Below are 20364 nucleotides of genomic sequence, written 5' to 3'. Positions count from 1 at the left end.
AGGGCCCCCTGATACCATTAACTAAGATGTCTTCGACACTTACGTCAGGCAACAGCGCACCCCTCCTTTTTACAAAAGGGCGCAAATATTAACTGAGGCTTGGCTTGAACACAAGCTTTGATGCACAAGAACCGTGCATTTTCAGTGGATTAATGTGTTTTATCCCGAAAAGCATGGATCTTACGGGGGTGATCCAAGTATAATACGCGCCGTTTAAGGTCATTGATTATTTTTTGACCTTTATTTAGAGCGATTGTAATGGAAGAATACCAAAAAACAAATAGTTAGACTGGTTGCAGTACACTGCACACCAGGTTTTTGTTTTTGGGAAATTCACATATTGCAATTATTGAAGTGACAACCACTAGGTAAATGTAAAGTAGCGACCTATGATTAAGATTAAAAAAGGCCTGGATCTTCCTTTAGAAGGAAAGCCAGAGCAAACGATCTCAACTGGTGCTACGGTCAAAACCGTCGCCATCTTAGGCGAAGATTATGTTGGCATGAAACCGACGATGCACGTACAGGTCGGTGATGTTGTAAAAAAAGGCCAGCTCATCTTCGAGGATAAGAAAACACCGGGAGTGAAATATACCGCTCCAGCAGCCGGTACTGTTTCCGCAATCAACCGTGGGGCAAAGCGAAAATTACTCTCAGTCGTCGTAGAAATCGCCGACCAGGAGGAATCGGTAGAGTTTAATAAATACCCAGCCGATCAGCTTGCACAACTGGATCGACAAGCCGTTGTTGATCAGATGGTTGACTCTGGTATGTGGACAGGACTGCGCACTCGTCCATATTCAAAAGTTCCTGCCATTGACTCCACAACCAAAGCTATTTTTGTTAGCGCCATGGATACGAATCCACTAGCCGCTGACCCTGAAGTAGTTATCCAGGAGCATAACGCAGACTTTAATAATGGCTTGGCTATTTTAAGTACGCTAGCCGAAGAGAAGGTCTTCGTAGGTACTAAGGTAGACTCAGCTATTGAGCAGTCTTCTAACTCGAAAGTGAGCTATGAAAGTTTTACAGGCCCACATCCAGCGGGGCTTGTTGGAACTCACATCCACCATCTATATCCAGCTGCGGCAGATAACTTCGTCTGGCATATGGGGTATCAGGACGTCATCGCTCTAGGACGCCTGTTCACCGATGGTGAATTATTTGTTAACCGAGTCATCGCGCTTAGCGGGACTGAAGTTAAAAATCCTCGTCTTGTTCGCACTCGTATGGGCGCTAACGTTGATGAACTTTTAACAAATGAGATTGTTGACTCTGACAGCCGTCAAATTTCAGGCTCAGTACTGAATGGTACTCATGCAGTCGACTCTCGCGCATTTATCGGTCGTTATGATAATCAGGTTACGGTTATCCTCGAAGGTCGTGACAAAGAGTTCTTCGGCTGGGCTATGCCTGGTAGCGACAAGTTCTCTGTTACACGTGCTTTCTTGGGCCATATCTTCCCAAGCAAAAAATTCAAAATGACCACATCAACAGGTGGTTCAGCTCGTGCCATTATGCCTATCGGTAACTATGAGCGCGTTTTACCTTTGGATATTTTGCCAACTCAGCTTATTCGTGCACTGGTTTCTGGTGACACAGATACAGCACAAGCACTTGGCTGTCTTGAGCTGGACGAGGAAGACCTTGCATTGTGTACTTTCGTTTGCCCGGGCAAATACGAGTACGGCTCAATTCTCCGAGAAAATCTGACTAAGATTGAGAAGGATGGCTAAGATGGGTTTAAAGAATTTTATCGAAAAAATCGAGCCGCATTTTGAGAAAGGCGGTAAGTGGGAAAAGTGGTATGCGCTATATGAAGCTGCAGCGACTATTTTCTACACACCAGGTCATGTCACTAAGGGCACAACCCACATAAGAGACAACATTGATCTGAAACGAATCATGATCATGGTTTGGTTTGCTACTTTCCCAGCCATGTTCTGGGGTATGTGGAACGTTGGCTACCAGGCTCAAGTTGCCCTACAGGCTGGCATGAGCTTACCTGACATGTGGCAGGTTGATTTCTTCCAATTTATGGGGGGAGCTATTACTCCTGAAACGGGTGTTTTAGGTCTGATGTTCTACGGTGCCTGTTTCTTCCTCCCGATTTATGCCGTTACTTTCATCGTCGGCGGCTTCTGGGAAGTATTGTTCGCATCGGTTCGTGGTCATGAGATCAACGAGGGATTCTTCGTCACTTCGATCCTGTTCGCTTTGATCCTTCCTGCGAAAATACCATTGTGGCAAGTAGCCATTGGTATTTCTTTCGGTGTGGTAGTAGCAAAAGAAATTTTTGGTGGAACTGGCAAGAACTTCATGAACCCAGCTCTAGCGGGTCGTGCATTCCTGTTCTTCGCTTACCCAGCAGATATCTCTGGTGAAACCGTATGGGCAGCTGTAGATAGCTTCTCAGGCGCAACTCCACTAGCAGCTGCTGCGGCGGGTTCTATTACTGACTACAGCATTAATGCAAACTGGTGGGATGCTTTCATGGGCCGTATCCCTGGCTCAATCGGTGAAGTATCGACACTGATGATTATCCTTGGTGGTCTATTCATTATCTACATGAGAATAGCTTCATGGCGTATTGTTCTGGGTGTACTGCTGGGTATGATTGCAACAAGCTATATCCTTAACGGTATCGGTAGTGAGTCTAACTCTATGTTTGCAATGCCTTGGTACTGGCACCTAGTAACAGGTGGTTTTGCGTTCGGTATGTTCTTCATGGCTACTGATCCGGTATCAGCAGCTCTTACCAACAAAGGTAAGTGGATCTTCGGTGCTTTGATTGGCTTCATGGTCGTAATGATTCGTGTTGTTAATCCAGCATTCCCAGAAGGTATGATGCTGGCTATTTTATTCGCAAATCTTTTTGCGCCACTAATCGACCACTTCGTGGTTCAAGCGAACATCAAACGGAGGGCTCGTCGTCATGTCTAAGAAAGAAAGTCCTATTAAAACCATTATAGTTGCCGTGGTTTTGAGCTTGGTCTGCTCAGTAGTTGTATCGTTCGCTGCAATTCAGCTGAAACCTCAGCAGGAACTCAACAAAGAGCTTGACCGCAAACGTAACATCTTGATTGCAGCTGGTCTGCTTGAACAAGGCGGTACCCAGGCTGAAGTTGAAGAGCTATTTAAACAAGTCGAAACTCACGTTGTTGACCTATCTGAAGGTGAAATTGTTGAAGCACCAAAAGATTTCAACCAACGTAAGTTCGCCAAAGATCCGGATACAAACAAAGTGCTAACCGGTAAAGAAGATATTGCTGGTATTAAAAAGCGTTCTCAACTGGCTAATGTTTATTTCGTTAAAGATGGCGACAAGCTAGACACTGTCATTCTTCCTGTTCATGGATACGGTCTCTGGTCAACCATGTATGGTTTCCTGGCATTAGAGCCAGATACGACCACTGTCGTTGGTTTCAAGTACTACGAGCAGGGCGAGACCGCCGGTCTTGGTGGCGAGATTGAAAACCCATCATGGCGTGCCCTTTGGCCTGATAAGAAAGTTCTTAATGAGCAAGGTGAGCCAATCATTAAACTTGTAAAAGGTTCGGCACAAAATGAGCACCAGGTTGATGGCCTTTCCGGAGCAACGCTAACCAGTAATGGTGTTGAGAATACACTCCACTATTGGTTAGGTGAGGATGGCTTTGGCCCATTCTTAGCAAAAGTAAGAGCGGGAGAAATTTAAGATGGCATTTGATAAACATGAAGCCAAATCGGTCTTATTTTCACCGATTTTTAATAACAACCCAATCGCACTTCAGGTACTGGGTATCTGCTCTGCGCTTGCGGTAACCAGTAAACTGGAAACAGCTTTGGTTATGAGCTTAGCTTTAACCACTGTTGTAGCACTTTCGAACTTTCTAATCAGTTTGATTCGAAAACAAATACCTTCCAGCATTCGTATTATCGTTCAGATGACCATCATTGCCTCACTGGTAATTCTGGTTGACCAGGTACTTAAGGCTTACGCCTATGAAGTATCTAAGCAGTTATCGGTTTTCGTTGGCTTGATTATTACCAACTGTATCGTGATGGGTCGAGCGGAAGCCTATGCCATGAAAAATGGTCCAGTAATGAGCTTCCTGGATGGTTTGGGTAATGGTCTTGGTTACTCGGTACTGCTTATCGTTGTTGGTATTATTCGTGAACTATTTGGTTCTGGCGAGCTACTGGGTTACACCATTTTGCCGTCAACAGCTAACGGTGGCTGGTACGAAACAAACGGCATGTTGGTTCTTCCAGCGAGTTCATTCTTTATTATTGGCTTATTAATCTGGGCGCTTCGCACCTGGAAAAAAGACCAAGTGGAGGATAGCGAATAATGGAACATTATCTATCATTATTTATCCGCTCTGTTTTCGTAGAAAATATGGCGTTAGCATTCCTTCTGGGAATGTGTACTTTCTTGGCAGTGTCGAAGAAAGTTCAGACATCGATTGGTCTTGGTATTGCGGTTATTATCGTACAAACCATCACAGTTCCAGTGAACAACCTACTGGTTCATTACTTACTTGCTGATGGTGCCTTGGCTTGGGCGGGCTTCCCCGAAGCAGACTTAAGTTTCCTTGGTTTAATCGTTTATATCGGTGTTATCGCTGCCTTGGTTCAGATACTGGAAATGACTTTGGATAAGTTTTTCCCCGCGCTTTATCAATCACTGGGTATTTTCCTACCCTTGATTACCGTGAACTGTGCCATCATGGGTGGCTCACTATTCATGGTCGAGCGAGATTATAACTTCCCTGAGTCGGTTGTCTTTGGTTTGGGCTCTGGCTTCGGTTGGGCCTTAGCGATCGCCGCGCTAGCCGGTATTCGTGAGAAAATGAAGTATTCAGACGTACCAGATGGTCTTCGAGGCCTTGGCATAACCTTTATTACGGTTGGCTTAATGGCAATCGGCTTCATGTCGTTCTCTGGTATTAAATTGTAATTTATAAGGAAACAACTAATGAGTGAAATTATTCTAGGCGTTGCCTTATTTACCGTAGTTATCCTTGCATTGGTGATGGTGATTTTGTTCGCCCGTAAGCAATTGGTAGCTACTGGTGACGTTACAATCGAAATCAACGAGGATCCTGAAAAGTCGATCACTACAGAAGCTGGTGGTAAATTGCTCGGTGCTTTAGCTAATAACGGTATCTTTGTATCCTCTGCTTGTGGTGGCGGTGGTACTTGCGGTCAGTGTATCTGTAAAGTTACTGAGGGTGGTGGCTCAATCCTTCCAACTGAGGAAGGCCATATTACCAAGCGTGAAGCAGCCGAGGGTTATCGCTTATCGTGCCAGGTGGCAGTTAAACAGGATTTGAAGATCGAAGTGCCAGAAGAAGTATTTGGCACTAAGAAATGGGAGTGCGAGGTTATCTCTAATGATAACAAAGCTACTTTCATTAAAGAGCTTGTACTTCGTATTCCTGATGGTGAGAGTGTTCCATTTAAAGCTGGTGGTTATATTCAGATTGAGTGCCCACCATATAAACTTAAGTATAGCGAGTTCGATATTCCTGAAGAGTATCGCTCGGATTGGGAACAGTTCAACCTATTTGACGTTGAGGCTGAGTCAAAAGAAGAAGTGATTCGTGCCTACTCAATGGCCAACTACCCAGAAGAGGAAGGCATTATTATGCTTAACGTACGTATCGCAACGCCTCCGCCTCGCGATATGTCTTTGCCAGCAGGTAAAATGTCCTCTTATATCTGGAACCTTAAAGAAGGTGATAAAGTAACTATTTCTGGTCCATACGGTGAGTTTTTCGCGAAGGATACCGACGCAGAGATGGTGTTTATCGGCGGTGGTGCAGGTATGGCTCCAATGCGTTCGCATATCTTCGATCAGCTTCGCCGTATCAAGACTGATCGTAAGATAACATTCTGGTATGGTGCCCGTAGTAAGCGCGAAATGTTCTATGAAGAAGATTTCGACATGCTTGCGGCAGAAAACGAAAACTTCGAATGGCACGTTGCCCTTTCAGATCCACTTCCTGAAGACAACTGGGAAGGTTACACGGGCTTTATCCATAATGTCCTGTATGACAACTATCTGAAAGATCATCCAGCTCCTGAAGATTGCGAGTTCTACATGTGCGGACCTCCAATGATGAACGCAGCTTGTATTAAAATGCTGGAAGATCTAGGTGTTGAGCCTGAAAACATCTTGCTAGATGACTTTGGTGGCTAATCACCAGCAACTCTTCTAAAATAGGCGGCCTTGAGCCGCCTTTTTTATATTCGTTAACTATCAAGGTTATACCTATGCGTTTATCGATATTATCCTTCCTTTTACTGCTCCTCATCTCCTGCGCGGAAGAGCCTGAATATACCAAAATTACCGGCAGTACGATGGGGACCACTTATAGCGTTATAGTGCAGTCAGAAGGCGTTAACACCAAGAGTCTGTACCAAGATATTGAGCAGGAATTGAAGGATATAAACCAGCTGATGTCTACCTATATCCCTGATAGTGAAATCAATACCTTTAATCAACTTAAGGACAGCTCCTGTTTTAAGTTTTCTGATAGGACGTGGGAAGTTCTAGTTGCTGCCAAACAGATTTATCTTGAAACCAACGGTGCATTCGATATTACTCTTGGACCACTGATATCCCGCTGGGGATTTAATGTAGAGGAATATGACATAAAAGTTCCATCGGACAGTGAAATCCAGCAACTGTTACAGCAGGTAGGTACCGATAAACTCGACTACAATCATAACAGTCAGTGTATAAGTAAACAGACTCCAGCTATTACTATCAATTTATCTGCCATTGCCAAAGGTTATGGTGTTGACCAGGTTGCAACTATAGTAGAGCAATATGGTGTTTATAATTACCTGGTTGAAATAGGTGGTGAAACGGTAGCCAAGGGAGTGAATCCTGCAGGCGCTGTGTGGCGAATTGCTATTGAGAAGCCAGTTGACCTGAAACAACAGCAAATGCTGATTATTGGTCTTGCTGATACTTCGATAGCTACTTCTGGTGACTACCGTAACTATTTTGAAGTCGATGGCTTACGCTTTTCACACACTATCGATCCCAAAACCGGTCACCCTGTTACTCATAACCTAACCTCTGTTTCCGTTATCCATGAAAGCAATATGTATGCCGATGCCTATGCCACTGCTCTAACGGTTATGGGAAAAGAAAAGGCTATAGCTTTTGCTAATAAGCATCGTCTGCCAATTTTCCTTATCAATCACTTGGGTGACGAACTCCAGACTGATGAGACGGAATGGTTTACACCATTTATCATAAACGGTGCGTTAAATTAGTTTAAAGAAAATGGATAAAAGTGGATAAGCTCATGGCGCAAAACTGTAGTCGTTTTAAGCTCCCTATCTTTCTAACCTGACAATAAATTGTCCACTTTTTACCCTATAAATAATCCCTGAAGCTGTGATAAAATATCTTTCAATTAGTCCTTAATCCTTTTCAATATGACAAGTAGTACATTCATACTCGCATTCATCCTGTTTGTTGCCGTAATCGTAATTATGGCTATAGGATATATCTTTCAGCAAAAACGCATCAGTGGCAGCTGTGGTGGCCTTGACGCGTTAGGAATTGAGAAGGCCTGTGACTGTGAGAAGCCTTGTGCCAAGAAAAGGGCCCGCCTAAGAAATAACGAGCACAGACTTGATGTAACTGTAGTGGAAGAGTAACCAAACCTCTTCCACCTTCTTGTAACAATTAAGAAAAGTGCTGAAAAGCTTTTAGAATACTCTGACGGGAGATCATTCCCACAAGCTGACTTTTTTCTACTACAGGATACATTCTACAATTATCTTGTAAGTAGCGCTCTGCGACATCAGCAATACTGTCATCAGGGTGAACAGTTTTAACGCTTTTACTCATACGATCCATTACTCGGTCGCCAAGATCACCGTGATATATAGCACTCAGTACTGTGTGTAAACAATCTTTTTCTGATAAAAAACCAACTAAGCGATTGTGATTATCGAGAACAGGAGCACCGGTTAATCTGTACTCCATCATAGTTTGCGCTGCTTCAACAACGTCTGTTTCTGGCTTTAAAGTAATCATTGCCGAAGTCATGTAATCACGGACTGTAACCGATTTAAGCATTGGCAACTCCTTTTAAGTAATTTTATTATTGCTCACTTTGATAGTAGCTTATTTGCCTAAAAAAACAAAGCCCGGCATACGCCGGGCTTTGTTCATTTCGATATCAACCAATAATTACTTCATTGCTTGAGCACTGGCTTCAACGCGACGGTTCAAAGCACGACCTTCTTCTGTCGAGTTATCACCGATCGGGCGCTCTTCACCGTATCCTACGGCTGTTAAGCGAGTCGCTTCAATACCAAAGTTATCGATTAAATAATCTTTAACAGAGTTTGCTCGACGCTCAGAAAGACCCTGGTTATATTGATTAGAACCAACGCTATCCGTGTGTCCCTGTATTTCTGCATTCACGTCAGGATATTGACGTAGGAACTCTGCTACTTTAGCTATTTCAGAAACCATCTCTGGCTTGATTGCGTATTTATTTGTATCGAAGTTCAAACGCATATCGACAACAACTTCTTCTTTTGGCTGAATCTTGCAACCTTTTTCGTCGACTTGTGCGCCAGCTTCAGTATTAGGACATGCATCTTTGTAATCTGCTACTCCATCGCCATCGCTGTCTAGAGCGCACCCATATGCATCAACTGCAGCTCCTGCAGGGGTGCCCGGGCAGCGATCATCTGCATCCAATACACCATCGCCGTCAGAATCTTTGGCTTCAACCATTGGGGTTTCTTCTACCTTTGGTGCAGCAGCTGCTCTAACAGTTTCACCAAAAAAGTAACCAATATTGAAATAAGCATAATGATCATCGCCACGCTCGCCTGAATCCATAAAGTCGAAACCAACTCGCATGAATACGTTGTCATTAGCAAAATGCTGCATACCTAAACCAACTTTGTAGAACTCATCTTCAAAGTCTGGGTGATAAACACCGTACTTATCATCATGTTGTCCATAACCTACTTTCAGGAAGGGATGAGTTTCTGCACTACCAATCCAGCCCGTATCGTTGTAAAGAACATCTAAGCTGTAAGTTAATACATCTGTGCGGCTGCCCAGAGTATTGTTGTACATGTCATCAGTATATTGGTACAAACCTTCGATCTGCCAGTTCTTATTAAAAGCCCAACCTAGACCAAAATCTCCACCGATCCTTTCACTCGTATCTCTATGAACATCCAAATCTAGATCATGCAGACCTATATAACCATAAAATCCATGGCGGTCCTTCACGTCACCTTCTTCTGCAAATGCCGTTGAACCTAGTGCCAACATGCATGCTGCTACTATTAGCTTTTTCTTCATAGTGTTACCCTCTTTTCCTTTTCCTATTTGTTTCAAGAGTGATGATATTATACATGAAACAATGAGTTACAATGAAAATATACTCAAGTTTGTATAATTTTACAATTTTCTATACCTATGCTTTTACAACGTTCGCAATCTTTTCTGCGAAATTTTTTGCCTTACTTTCGTCCTCAGCTTCAACCATTACACGTATTAATGGTTCCGTCCCAGACTTCCGAATTAAAACTCTCCCGGAATCTGACAAGTCACTTTCGACTTCAGCAATTACCTTTTTAAGCTTGTCGCTAGATAGAATTTTTTCAGCATTTTCTACCCTGACATTAATCAGTGTCTGAGGGAACAATGGATGCTCATCCACAAACTGCTCTAGGCTGAAACCCATTCCATCGATTGCTTTTAATACCTGTAATGCAGCTATAATCCCATCTCCGGTGGAGTTATAATCAAGACATATTACATGCCCAGACGATTCGCCTCCTAATTTCCAATCATGCTTCTTTAAAGCCTGCATCACGTAGCGATCACCAACGTTTGTTCTAATGAATGGCACTTTCATTTTCTCAAGATCTACTTGAACTGCCATATTTGTCATCAGCGTTCCTGCAACACCGCCTTTAAGCTCATCATTGTTTTGCAAATACTTTGCCAGTAACCAGATGAGCTGGTCGCCATTGACCAGACGTCCCTGACTATCTACCATCATGACGCGGTCGCCGTCTCCATCGAAAGCAATGCCTAGATCGGCTTTCTCTGCTATAACCTTCTCTGCAAGTTTCCCTGTTGCTGTAGCCCCACAATTAAGATTAATATTTAAACCATCCGGCTTATTACCAATCTCAATTACATCAGCACCTAACTCTCTAAATACAAATGGTGCGATGTGATAAGTGGCTCCATGTGCACAATCTACCACTACTTTCTGTCCTTTTAATGACAAATCATTGGGAAAACTGGCTTTACAAAATTCAATGTATCGAGCGGGGGCATCATTGATTCGAAAAGCCTTCCCTAAGTTTTTACTGTCCAGGGTCTGCATCTCTTCATCAAGCAGGGTTTCAATTTTCAGTTCAACTTCGTCTGGGAACTTAGTACCATCAGCAGAGAAAAACTTAATACCGTTATCATGATAAGGATTATGAGAAGCGCTGATGACGATACCTGCATCAGCTCTTAATGTACGAGTTAAGTAGGCAACTGCTGGTGTTGGCATTGGCCCTACTAATAAGCTGTCGACCCCTGCCGCAGTTAAACCTGCTTCAAGAACCGACTCAAACATATATCCAGAGATACGAGTATCTTTACCAATAACAACTTTTCCACTATTACCTAAAACTTGTCCTAAAGCCCAGCCAAGCTTTAATACAAATTCAGGGGTAATTGGAAACTCTCCAACCGTTCCACGTATTCCATCTGTTCCAAAATATTTTCTTTCACTCATTACCTTTCCTATTATTGTTTTTCGAATGCTTGAACAATTTTGATTGCTTGTACCGTTTCGTCAACATCATGTACTCGTAAAATCTTTGCACCTTTTTGTGCCGCATAAGCCGCAGCTACTACGCTTCCAATGATTCTATCATCTACTTCTCTATCAAGAATGTCGCCTATCATCCTCTTTCTTGATACCCCTACAAGAATCGGACACTCAAGTTCCTTTAACTCATCCAGTAAGTGCATTAATTGGCAATTATGCTGTAACGTTTTGCCGAAGCCAAAACCCGGATCAATGATGATTCTTTTCGCCTCTATTCCGTGTTTAGTACATACTGCAATTCGTTGCCTTAACATATCCTTAACTTCGTTTGTAACATCTTCATAAGTCGGATTTTGTTGCATCGTCCTTGGACTTCCCTGCATATGCATCAGGCATACATGGGCACGGCTGTTTGCAACTACCTCTATCGCTCCTTCTTCCTGTAGCGCTCGGACGTCATTTATTAGCTCAACACCCTGAGCTAAGGCTTCTTTCATAACACTTGCTTTACTAGTGTCTACAGAGACCACTGCCCCCATTTTATTTGCAGCTTCAACCAACGGCATTACCCGCTCAATCTCCTCCTGCTCCGGGACTTCAGCCGCGCCAGGGCGGGTTGACTCCCCTCCAATGTCAATGATGTCAGCGCCACATTTTAGCATCCTTTCAATCTGCTTTATGGCGTCACCTTGCTTTAGAAATTTGCCACCGTCAGAAAAGGAATCGGGTGTTGTATTAAGAATCCCCATAACTAGAGGACGGTTTTGTGACAATAATAATTCTAATGTCTTCATTGAAAAGTTAAGGCTCCATGAAAAAAGGGCCTCGAGGGGCCCTTATTTTGATTTAATCCTCTGTTTTCTCGGGAGTGTCACTCTCAGGCTCTTCCTGCTCTAAGGTATTGTTCCCTTCTTTGCTCGCTTTAACATTTTTATCAGACCAGTCAGCTGGTGGTCGAGGATCCTCACCCTTCATGATGTCATCAATCTGCTGTGCATCAATAGTCTCGTACTTCATTAATGCTTCCGCCATAGCATGCAGCTTATCAATATCATCATTCAATATTTTCTTAGCCCGCTCGTAATTACGGTCGATAATTTCTCTAATCTCTGCATCGATCAGACGAGCTGTATCATCAGAAATATTCTTGTGCTGAGTTACTGAACGACCCAAGAAAACTTCATCTTCATCTTCAGCATAAGATAAAGGCCCTAATTTTTCTGAAAGACCCCACTTCGTAACCATATTGCGGGCGATATCCGTTGCTCTTTCGATATCGTTTGAAGCACCTGTTGTTACCTTATCGGGTCCATTCAATAACTCCTCTGCAATTCGACCACCAAAAAGCGATGAAAGCTGGCTTTCTAAAGCTTCTTTTGAAAGTGAATACTTGTCTTGCTCCGGTAAGTACATGGTAACACCAAGAGCGCGCCCTCTCGGTATGATACTAACCTTATAGACAGGGTCGTGGCTTGGAACTCGAATACCTACGATTGCGTGACCAGCCTCATGATAGGCAGTGTTACGCTTCTCTTCTTCCGTCATGACCATCGAGCGACGTTCCGCTCCCATCAATATTTTATCCTTGGCTTTCTCGAACTGCTCCATACCCACTGTGCGCTTGTTATCTCGCGCTGCAAATAGTGCAGCCTCGTTAACAAGGTTGGCTAAATCCGCGCCTGAGAAACCCGGTGTACCACGCGCAATCAAGCTTGGCTCAACATCGTCGTCAATCGGTATTTTACGCATGTGCACTTTGATAATTTGCTCTCGGCCCTTAATGTCTGGAAGGCCAACAATAACCTGTCGGTCAAAACGTCCAGGGCGTAAAAGTGCAGGGTCAAGAACATCTGGTCGGTTGGTTGCAGCAATGACGATGACGCCTTCACCACCCTCGAAACCATCCATTTCTACCAATAATTGGTTCAATGTTTGCTCGCGCTCATCATGACCACCACCAAGGCCCGCACCACGATGGCGACCTACCGCATCAATCTCATCAATAAAGATAATGCAAGGCGCATGCTTCTTGGCCTGCTCGAACATATCCCGCACACGTGACGCACCAACACCAACAAACATTTCTACAAAATCAGAGCCTGAGATGGTGAAGAAAGGAACTTTCGCCTCGCCTGCGATTGCTCTTGCCAATAATGTCTTACCAGTACCGGGAGGACCAACCATTAGAACACCGCGAGGAATTTTCCCGCCCAGTCGCTGAAATTTACGAGGATCACGCAAGAAGTCTACTAGCTCTCCAACTTCTTCTTTTGCTTCCTCAACACCGGCAACGTCGGCAAAAGTGGTTTTTACCTGGTCTTCACTCAGCATACGAGCCTTACTTTTACCAAATGACAAGGCTCCGCCACCTTTACCGCCGCCCTGCATCTGTCTCATGAAATAGATCCACACGGCTATTAGCAGAAGGATGGGGCCGAAACTCAGTAGGAATGTTCCAAAACCGCCGCTCTCGCGTTTTTTACCTGAATACTTTACTTTATTATCTAATAAAATTTCGTTGAGCTTCTCAGAGCCACCCGCAGGTATTTCAGCTCTAACCTGGCTATTTGAGCCCGAGTCTCTGCCTGACACCACGGCACTGTTAGGGTCAATGACAACATCCTCAACTTCTTGTGCTTCAATCTTTTCTACAAACTCAGAAAAAGCAATTTTACTATCATCGAGCTGTTTTTCCTGAATAGCGTCAATCACGACAAATAAAATTACTGCCGCTATTACCCAAAATAGAATATTTTTCACTAAATCGCTCAAAATTAGAACCTCAACTTTGACAGCGTGCTGTCTTTAAATTCTGACTCAACATTATGCCACGCTTAAAGAAATTGATAAGCCCAATATCTTAACAAAACGTAACATCATCTATCATAATTATTTTAGCCAGTCTAAAAGCCTTTAAAACCCTGGCCTATAACGTAAACTTCACGAGATCTATCACGTGATGCATCTGGCTTTCTAATCATCACTTTACTGAAACTTGCCCTGCACTCTCGAATATATTCGTCAAAGCCCTCTCCCTGAAAAACCTTGACCACATAACTTCCACCCTGACTTAAAACATCTCTCGCCAGCTCCAGTGCCAATTCAGCCAGGTACATGGCCTTTGGCTGATCAATGGCATCCATCCCACTCATATTGGGGGCCATATCCGATAAAACAAGGGTTGCTTTCTGCTCACCGATTGCACTCATAAGCTGATTTAATACTGCTTCTTCTCGAAAATCACCCTTAATAAAGTCAACATCAGGCAGCGGATCCATTTGGAGTATGTCCAAAGCGAATATTTTCCCTTTATCACCGACCTTATAGGCGGCATACTGTGACCAGCCCCCCGGAGCAGCCCCCAAGTCCACAATAGTACACCCTGGCTTTATCAATTTATACTTCTTATCCAGCTCTTCCAGCTTATACACCGCACGAGAACGATATCCCTCTTTCTGCGATCGCTTAACGTAGGGATCGTCAAAATGCTCCTTCATCCAACGCTGGCTGCTTTTACTGCGAGACATAACCTAGAAATTTACTTGTATTCAATAAAATAAGGTCTCTATTGTACCTTTTTTACGTTAAAATAACTTCAATTCTCACTATTAAGTTAATTAAATGTCTCAACTTAGCAAATCACAGATTAAATTCTTACGCAGTAAAGCACACAAGTTAAAACCCGTTGTTATGGTTGGTGATAAAGGCTTAACGGAAAACGTTATCGAAGAGATCAATAACGCCTTAAATCACCACGAACTCATCAAAGTACGCATCCGTACCGAAGAGCGTGATGATAAAAAGGCAATGATTGAAGCCATCTGCAAGCAATGTAATGCACATCAAGTGCAGGTCATTGGGCACATTTTAGCCTTGTACCGTCGCTCAGATGATGTAAAAATCGTTCTACCCAAATAACGAATAAGGTCTTTTTGTGGCATACAGCATACTCCTGGTAGAAGATCATGCCGAGCTGGCAGCAACCACAGGCGAGTTTTTAGAACTGTGCGGTTATATTGTTGATTATGCCAGCGATGGTCCCTCTGGACTGAACCTGGCCAAATCGAACGATTACGATGCCTTGATTCTGGACATCATGCTACCGGGTCTGAATGGCTATGAAATATGCCGCAAAATAAGAGAAGAAGAAGAGTCTGATATCCCAATTCTCATGCTGACTGCTAGAGATCAATTGAAAGATAAGCTGGAAGGTTTTGACACCGGGGCCGATGACTATCTGGTTAAGCCCTTTGACTTCGAAGAGCTTAACGCCCGGCTGCAGTCGATTATAAAGCGCCATAAAGGTGAGTTCAGCAGTAAGCCTCTCAAAATACACGATTTAGAACTAAACCCTAAAACCATGCAGGTTACCCGGGCTGGTCAGAAGCTAAAGCTGTCGCCTACAGGGTTACAAATTCTCAAGATGCTTATGCGTCGCTCTCCTGAGCTGGTTACTCGAGAAGAGCTTGAGCGGGAATTGTGGGGTGATATCGTTCCGAACAGCGACGTTTTACGTAGCCACCTTTATAATCTAAGGAAAGTCATTGATAAACCTTTTGACTGCTCTTTACTAGAAACTGTGCCCAGTATAGGAATCAAAATAGTAGCGCCCGAGGAACAAAGCTAAAGCACCAAACTAACCTTAGTACCTTCCTCCGGCACACTTTCGATTGTCAGCTTCCAGTCCATCTGCTCACAAATTCGGTAGACAATCGAAAGCCCCAGACCGAAACCCTTCACTTTACTGCTGTCGCGATTGACTCTATAAAAAGGCTCATAGATCCGCTTCAGTGCTGTGGAAGGTATGCCACAGCCAGTGTCTTCGATGATGATAGAACTGTCCTCTATGGTAATTTTAATAGTACCGTTTTCAGTATAGTTAAAGGCATTACTGATAATATTATTAATGCAAATACAGAATAAACGTTCGGGTAATACTCGCTCAATACTATTCTTATAGTCAGTCAATACCGTAATCTGTTTGTGTGCATTGAGTTTTTGAATTTGTCTTACCTGCTGGCTAACCAATTCATTCAAAACAATGGGTTCCTTTGATACCTCAGGCTTCTGCTCCCGTGAAAGTAGCAACAGTGCTTCCAGCAAATCTTCCATTTCTTTAATCATAGGCCGCATTCTATCTACCACAGCCTGCTGCCTGGACTCTAATGATTGACGGTCTAATACAGCTAAAGATCCCTTTAAGACGGCAAGAGGTGTTCTCAGTTCATGACTGGCGTAGCGAGTAAAGTTTTTCTCTCTTTCAATGTACTCTGAGACTTTATGAGCATATTGCCTGAATGCGTCCAACAATACTTTTACTTCTGCGTCCGCGTTTTCTTCAATATCAGAAAAGTCTATTTCAAAACCATGATCACCATCGACCGTTTCCATTTTACGCGATAACTTAATTACTGGAGACACAGCTCTTTTTGCCATCAGGTAGCTTATCCATGCTGGCAAATAAATGATCATTAAAACTAAAGCCAACGGTGTTATACCAAAAAAGAGGGCTAATCTAGCAACCTGCCCTTCTTCAAATACAAGATATAATCTTTTGCCATATTTTTCGGATACATGAACCAGCGGTCTCTTTTCTCTGGTTTCAAGCCGCTGATACCCTATCGGTAACCGGGCGATATCTTCTGGGACTGAGTCAGGGTTGTCAGCACTCTCCATATATCCTGTTAAATTCAGTGTGCTGGGCAAATTAAAATCTGGATTTTCCTTGTAGTGACTCCAGTAAAACTCAGCTTCACCGTCCAGCGCTTCTTTTATCAGCACCTTTTCAACAACCTTACCTGCTCCATATACACTCAACAAAGTAACTCCGCTAATCAGAACCAGCTGAATCGCCATAGCTCTAATCAGTTTATGATGTATACCTCGTTGCTTTTTTCCCATAATGGCCTACTATTTTTTTACAAATCGATAATGTGCGATCAACCACTCATTACCATTACGATAACCAAATAACTCAGCGCACGCCATAAAGAAAATACGCCATCTCTGCAACCAAATTTTTGCCTCACTTTCACCGTACACTGTTTTAAATAACGTGATTATCTCAGCGGTGTGTTTATCCATATTTTCAAGCCATGCATTTGAGGTTTTTTCGTAGTGCTGACCACTCAAAAGCCACCGTTCATCAAGACACAAGCTTTGCTGAAAATTCAAAAACGTATCAGCAGCCGGCATTTGGCCCCCACTGAAAAAGTACTTACCCATCCAGTTATCGTCCCCTTCCTCTTCGAACGGGTACATTAAATAACGATGACAGAATATATGTATAAACACCTTCCCAGAGTCTTTCAGCCATTTTGATACATTATCAAAGAGGTGCTGATAGTTTCTGATGTGTTCGAACATTTCTATCGAAACAATCCGATCAAACCGCTCTTCTGTGTCAAAATCATTGATATCGACAGTAATAACGGTAATGTTATTTAAACCTCGTTCTTTCGCAGTAGCCTCAATGTACTCTCTCTGGGAGTTAGAGTTCGAGAGCGTCGTGATTTTACTTTCCGGATACTTTGCGGCCAAATATAATGTCAGAGAACCCCATCCACATCCAAGTTCTAAAATCTCCTGACCGTCTTCAAACTCTCCGCGCTGAGTGTAAAGCTCCAGCATTTCAGCTTCGGCTTCATCCAGATTTTTTGTCTGTTCCGTCCATAAGCAACCACTGTATTTCAGGTGCTTACCAAGAGCTTTCAGATAAAACTCAGCGGGCACCTCATAATGTTGCTCATTGGCTTTATCCGTTTTGATCGCCAGTTGGCTTTTCCGTAACTCAGTTAAGAATCTTTGATATTGCTCACTTTGTTTTTCAATATCGTTAACATGCTCTTCATCTAACCGCTGTTCGCACAGCTTTCTGATTCCCGCTCTTATTATTGAATCCGGAAGCTTCCCTGATTCCATCATTTTTATTAACGTTTTTATCACTTCTTACTCCTTATCAGAGTTCTTAACTGGCATTGGAAAAAACATACTCGTCTCTTTTTGGTATTGACGATAGTCTTCACCTTTGCTGCGTAAATTTTGTTGTTCATTAAATGGAATACCTGTGAGCTTGATTAAAAACCACAGCATTAAGAACGGGTAAATCCAAAGTAACCATACCCAGTCACTATTCAAGGCAAACAATGGATATGCAAACCAATGCAGCCATTCAAAAAAGTAATTTGGGTGTCGCGAATATCGCCATAGACCCTTGCGACAAACTGTCTCACTTTCCGCTTTATTTTTTTTAAACTCCGCTAGTTGTTTATCTGATAGCCACACCCCAAGATATGAAATAGCCACCAGGGCTATCCCAATAACATCAAAAGTATCAAAAGGTGCATTCTCATAAGATAGCGCCCATGCCGGAATACTGAACAAGCTAATCAGTAATCCCTGTCCAATAAAGAAACCCAGAAATTTTACCTGTGTATTTTCATTCCAGTGGCTTCTTAAATGCTGATAGCGTCCGTCCTCATGCTGCAAGTCATAACGGGACACTAAGTGAAAGAAGAGTCTCAGATACCAGGCAACGGGAATCACTAACAAGGCATATCGGTGGATAGCATTGGCATCACTCAGTATAAAAAAGACTATACCGTTAAAAGCCAACATCCCTGACCATACTATATCGGCAATATCAGCATGCCTTGTTTTTACCTGCCACATCCATGCTAAGAGCTGTGCGACAATATTGATGCCAAGCATCAGCCATAGTAACTCACTACCAGACATCGGCCAGCCCCCTGCTTTTTGTGGAGGGGTCCGCTAAAGCAACTTTCATCAAAATAAAAACAGCCACAAACCAGACTACCGACATCAAACCTAGTGTGAACCAAAAATTGTTAATTTCTATAGCTCCCAACCGATTCGCTGCTGCATATGAAGTTGGCCCACCTATAGCTCCAAAAATAGCTGCTAGCCAAGGTGTTTTCTGTAGCCAGGAAAGAGAATGATTTAATGCGGCTCCAAAAGAAGCCCACAGTGCAATAATCCACCAAGGAGATAAATAGTCTATTGGCCAGTGACTCTTAAAATCAATCAGGCCGGTCACGGACCAGATAGTACCTGTAACAGTGCCTGCGGCCATGCTGGTAAGAATAAGTTTAATATCGTTGTCAGCTCGTCTCGACGGCCATAGCTGCCACAACAGCATGCCCGTCAGCACAATAACTCCCCACCAAATCATGTCATGGGATCCACCAACAACAAAGCCCACCCAAACTGCCTGAAACAGTACAAAGTTAACCAGATTGTTAGTTAGTTTAATGCGAGCCATTGCTGCCTCATGTTCTTACTCTTGGCGAATAACATATGAGTGTCACTGATCGATTTTTCGATAAAGCCACCCTCACAATAGCAAAGGTAAAAATCCCACATACGAATAAACTCTTCACTAAAACCCTGCTCTCGAACTGAATCTAGAGAATGTAAGAATCGCTCTCGCCAATGATTTAAAGTTTTAGCATAACTTTCGCCAAAATCTTCCAAATTGATTAAACGCAAGTCAGTATTTTTTGCTGCACTTGATACCACCGCTGATACGCATGGAATAAAACTACCAGGAAAAATGTATCGTTTGATAAAGTCGACTGATTTCAATGCTTGTTCATAACGCTCATCCTGAATAGTAATAGCCTGAATTAATGCTATTCCATCAGGTTTTAACAGCCTGCTGCATTGCTGGGTATAAGTATCTAAATATTGATGACCAACCGCCTCAATCATTTCAATCGATACCAGCTTATCGTAATGACCTTTTAAATCACGGTAATCTTGTTTAATAACAGTGACCTTATCAGTTAGTCCTTCTTCCTCGACACGAGCCTTAGCATATTGAAACTGCTCTTCAGAAATCGTTGTAGTGGTCACGCTACAGCCATAATTTTTGGCAGCGTAAATAGCCATGCCGCCCCAGCCGGTCCCTATTTCAATCAGGTGGTCTTCTGGCTTCAATGCTAATTTTTCACATATGGTTTTAAGCTTCAGATCTGAAGCTTCTTCCAGGCTAGCAGTATTGTCAGAGAAGATAGCTGAGGAGTACATCATATGGCTATCCAGAAATAACTTAAAAAAGTCATTACCCAGGTCATAATGCGCAGCAATATTATTTTTACTGCCCTCTTTACTGTTCTTGTTGAAGTAATGCCAAATTTTCAGAATGCTGTTTTTCAGCCAGGCCAGTCCGCCTTCCATATCATCTAGTACCTCGATGTTGCGAACCAGTATTCGTACCAGGGAAGTTAGATCATCGACCGTCCATTTTCCATCAATGTAGGCCTGAGCAGCACCATTGCTACCTTCTAGCGCTACCGCACGGTAGAAATCCATGTCTCGGATAGAAATATTAACTGATAAATCAGCCTGCTGTGCTCCACAAGCGTAAGTCTCAAGCGGATCGGTTATTGTCAGGAAGCCATCTTCAATGTTATTTAAATGGCTTTTAACCTGCTTTCGAATGGTTTTAAGCATGCCGGTCAGCTCTGGCTTGCCAGTCTTACCAGCCACTGATGTCATTTTCTTTGCGCGAGATGCTTCAGGCATC

At 43.1% G+C, this 20364-nt stretch carries 21 protein-coding genes; 10 read left to right on the top strand and 11 right to left on the bottom strand.

Translation table 11 applies throughout. The features are described 5' to 3' along the window. Nucleotides 1-389 precede the first annotated feature (389 nt). From KS2013_RS01290 to nqrM, 8 genes are all read left to right on the top strand, one after another. Nucleotides 390-1736: a Na(+)-translocating NADH-quinone reductase subunit A gene (locus KS2013_RS01290; protein WP_068988638.1), complete on the top strand. Its 1347-nt coding sequence runs from the start codon at nt 390-392 to the stop codon at nt 1734-1736. Nucleotide 1737: 1 nt separating this feature from the next. Then, complete coding sequence (locus KS2013_RS01285) at nt 1738-2943, top strand: NADH:ubiquinone reductase (Na(+)-transporting) subunit B (protein ID WP_068988637.1); 1206 nt, start codon at nt 1738-1740, stop codon at nt 2941-2943. Then, on the top strand, nt 2936-3697 hold the full coding sequence (locus tag KS2013_RS01280) for a Na(+)-translocating NADH-quinone reductase subunit C (RefSeq protein ID WP_068988635.1): 762 nt from the start codon (nt 2936-2938) through the stop codon (nt 3695-3697). Before KS2013_RS01285 ends, KS2013_RS01280 begins: the two co-directional genes overlap by 8 nt. A gap of 1 nt (nt 3698) precedes the next feature. Beyond that, nucleotides 3699-4334 (top strand): NADH:ubiquinone reductase (Na(+)-transporting) subunit D, encoded by a 636-nt coding sequence (locus tag KS2013_RS01275; RefSeq protein ID WP_068988633.1) that lies wholly within the window; start codon nt 3699-3701, stop codon nt 4332-4334. Next, nucleotides 4334-4942 carry an NADH:ubiquinone reductase (Na(+)-transporting) subunit E gene (gene nqrE / locus KS2013_RS01270; protein WP_046560429.1) on the top strand — a complete coding sequence of 203 codons (609 nt, stop codon included), beginning with the start codon at nt 4334-4336 and terminating at the stop codon, nt 4940-4942. Before KS2013_RS01275 ends, nqrE begins: the two co-directional genes overlap by 1 nt. 18 nt (nt 4943-4960) lie before the next feature. Then, nucleotides 4961-6187: an NADH:ubiquinone reductase (Na(+)-transporting) subunit F gene (nqrF, locus tag KS2013_RS01265; RefSeq protein ID WP_068988628.1), complete on the top strand. Its 1227-nt coding sequence runs from the start codon at nt 4961-4963 to the stop codon at nt 6185-6187. A gap of 74 nt (nt 6188-6261) precedes the next feature. Then, the gene (locus KS2013_RS01260) at nt 6262-7275 is read left to right on the top strand and encodes an FAD:protein FMN transferase (RefSeq protein ID WP_068988627.1); all 1014 of its coding nucleotides are present in this window, start codon (nt 6262-6264) and stop codon (nt 7273-7275) included. A gap of 165 nt (nt 7276-7440) precedes the next feature. Beyond that, nucleotides 7441-7665, top strand: a complete 225-nt coding sequence (nqrM, locus tag KS2013_RS11810; protein WP_071890095.1) for a (Na+)-NQR maturation NqrM — start codon at nt 7441-7443, stop codon at nt 7663-7665. Between the two features lie 28 nt (nt 7666-7693). Here the strand turns inward: nqrM and KS2013_RS01255 are convergent, their stop codons facing one another. The 6 genes from KS2013_RS01255 to rlmE form a co-directional block, all read right to left on the bottom strand. Further along, nucleotides 7694-8089: a CBS domain-containing protein gene (locus tag KS2013_RS01255; RefSeq protein WP_068988623.1), complete on the bottom strand. Its 396-nt coding sequence runs from the start codon at nt 8087-8089 to the stop codon at nt 7694-7696. Between the two features lie 114 nt (nt 8090-8203). Beyond that, entirely contained in the window at nt 8204-9340 is a 1137-nt protein-coding gene (locus KS2013_RS01250) for an OmpA family protein (RefSeq protein ID WP_068988621.1), read from the bottom strand. A gap of 115 nt (nt 9341-9455) precedes the next feature. Then, the gene (gene glmM / locus KS2013_RS01245; RefSeq protein WP_068988620.1) at nt 9456-10781 is read right to left on the bottom strand and encodes a phosphoglucosamine mutase; all 1326 of its coding nucleotides are present in this window, start codon (nt 10779-10781) and stop codon (nt 9456-9458) included. 11 nt (nt 10782-10792) lie between these two features. Next, the gene (gene folP, locus KS2013_RS01240; protein WP_068988618.1) at nt 10793-11611 is read right to left on the bottom strand and encodes a dihydropteroate synthase; all 819 of its coding nucleotides are present in this window, start codon (nt 11609-11611) and stop codon (nt 10793-10795) included. 52 nt (nt 11612-11663) lie between these two features. After that, nucleotides 11664-13589: an ATP-dependent zinc metalloprotease FtsH gene (gene ftsH / locus KS2013_RS01235; RefSeq protein WP_068988617.1), complete on the bottom strand. Its 1926-nt coding sequence runs from the start codon at nt 13587-13589 to the stop codon at nt 11664-11666. Between the two features lie 131 nt (nt 13590-13720). After that, entirely contained in the window at nt 13721-14344 is a 624-nt protein-coding gene (gene rlmE / locus KS2013_RS01230) for a 23S rRNA (uridine(2552)-2'-O)-methyltransferase RlmE (protein WP_068988616.1), read from the bottom strand. 94 nt (nt 14345-14438) lie between these two features. Between rlmE and yhbY the strand changes: the two genes are divergently transcribed. Both yhbY and KS2013_RS01220 read left to right on the top strand, forming a co-directional pair. Further along, a complete protein-coding gene (gene yhbY / locus KS2013_RS01225) occupies nt 14439-14735 on the top strand; it encodes a ribosome assembly RNA-binding protein YhbY (protein ID WP_068988613.1) in 297 nt (98 codons plus the stop codon). A gap of 16 nt (nt 14736-14751) precedes the next feature. After that, the gene (locus tag KS2013_RS01220) at nt 14752-15444 is read left to right on the top strand and encodes a response regulator transcription factor (protein WP_068988610.1); all 693 of its coding nucleotides are present in this window, start codon (nt 14752-14754) and stop codon (nt 15442-15444) included. Here the strand turns inward: KS2013_RS01220 and KS2013_RS01215 are convergent. Genes KS2013_RS01215 through KS2013_RS01195 form a run of 5 tightly spaced genes read right to left on the bottom strand, consistent with a single transcriptional unit; the run spans nt 15441 to nt 20363 of the window. Beyond that, nucleotides 15441-16718, bottom strand: coding sequence for a sensor histidine kinase (locus KS2013_RS01215; RefSeq protein ID WP_068988608.1), 1278 nt, complete (start codon nt 16716-16718; stop codon nt 15441-15443). The genes KS2013_RS01220 and KS2013_RS01215 overlap by 4 nt on opposite strands. Nucleotides 16719-16727: 9 nt before the next feature. Beyond that, a complete protein-coding gene (locus tag KS2013_RS01210) occupies nt 16728-17741 on the bottom strand; it encodes an SAM-dependent methyltransferase (RefSeq protein WP_068988607.1) in 1014 nt (337 codons plus the stop codon). A 24-nt stretch (nt 17742-17765) separates the two neighbouring features. Next, nucleotides 17766-18554, bottom strand: a complete 789-nt coding sequence (locus KS2013_RS01205) for a DUF1295 domain-containing protein (protein ID WP_068988606.1) — start codon at nt 18552-18554, stop codon at nt 17766-17768. After that, nucleotides 18544-19098 carry a DUF2878 domain-containing protein gene (locus KS2013_RS01200; RefSeq protein ID WP_068988604.1) on the bottom strand — a complete coding sequence of 185 codons (555 nt, stop codon included), beginning with the start codon at nt 19096-19098 and terminating at the stop codon, nt 18544-18546. Before KS2013_RS01200 ends, KS2013_RS01205 begins: the two co-directional genes overlap by 11 nt. Beyond that, nucleotides 19080-20363, bottom strand: a complete 1284-nt coding sequence (locus KS2013_RS01195) for an SAM-dependent methyltransferase (protein WP_228703692.1) — start codon at nt 20361-20363, stop codon at nt 19080-19082. The genes KS2013_RS01200 and KS2013_RS01195 overlap by 19 nt, the downstream gene beginning before the upstream one ends. Nucleotide 20364: the final 1 nt, after the last annotated feature.

The organism is Kangiella sediminilitoris (assembly GCF_001708405.1).
Classification (GTDB): domain Bacteria; phylum Pseudomonadota; class Gammaproteobacteria; order Enterobacterales; family Kangiellaceae; genus Kangiella; species Kangiella sediminilitoris.
Note: the sequence above shows the minus strand (reverse complement) of the source record. Positions and strands in the feature narration are given on the sequence as shown.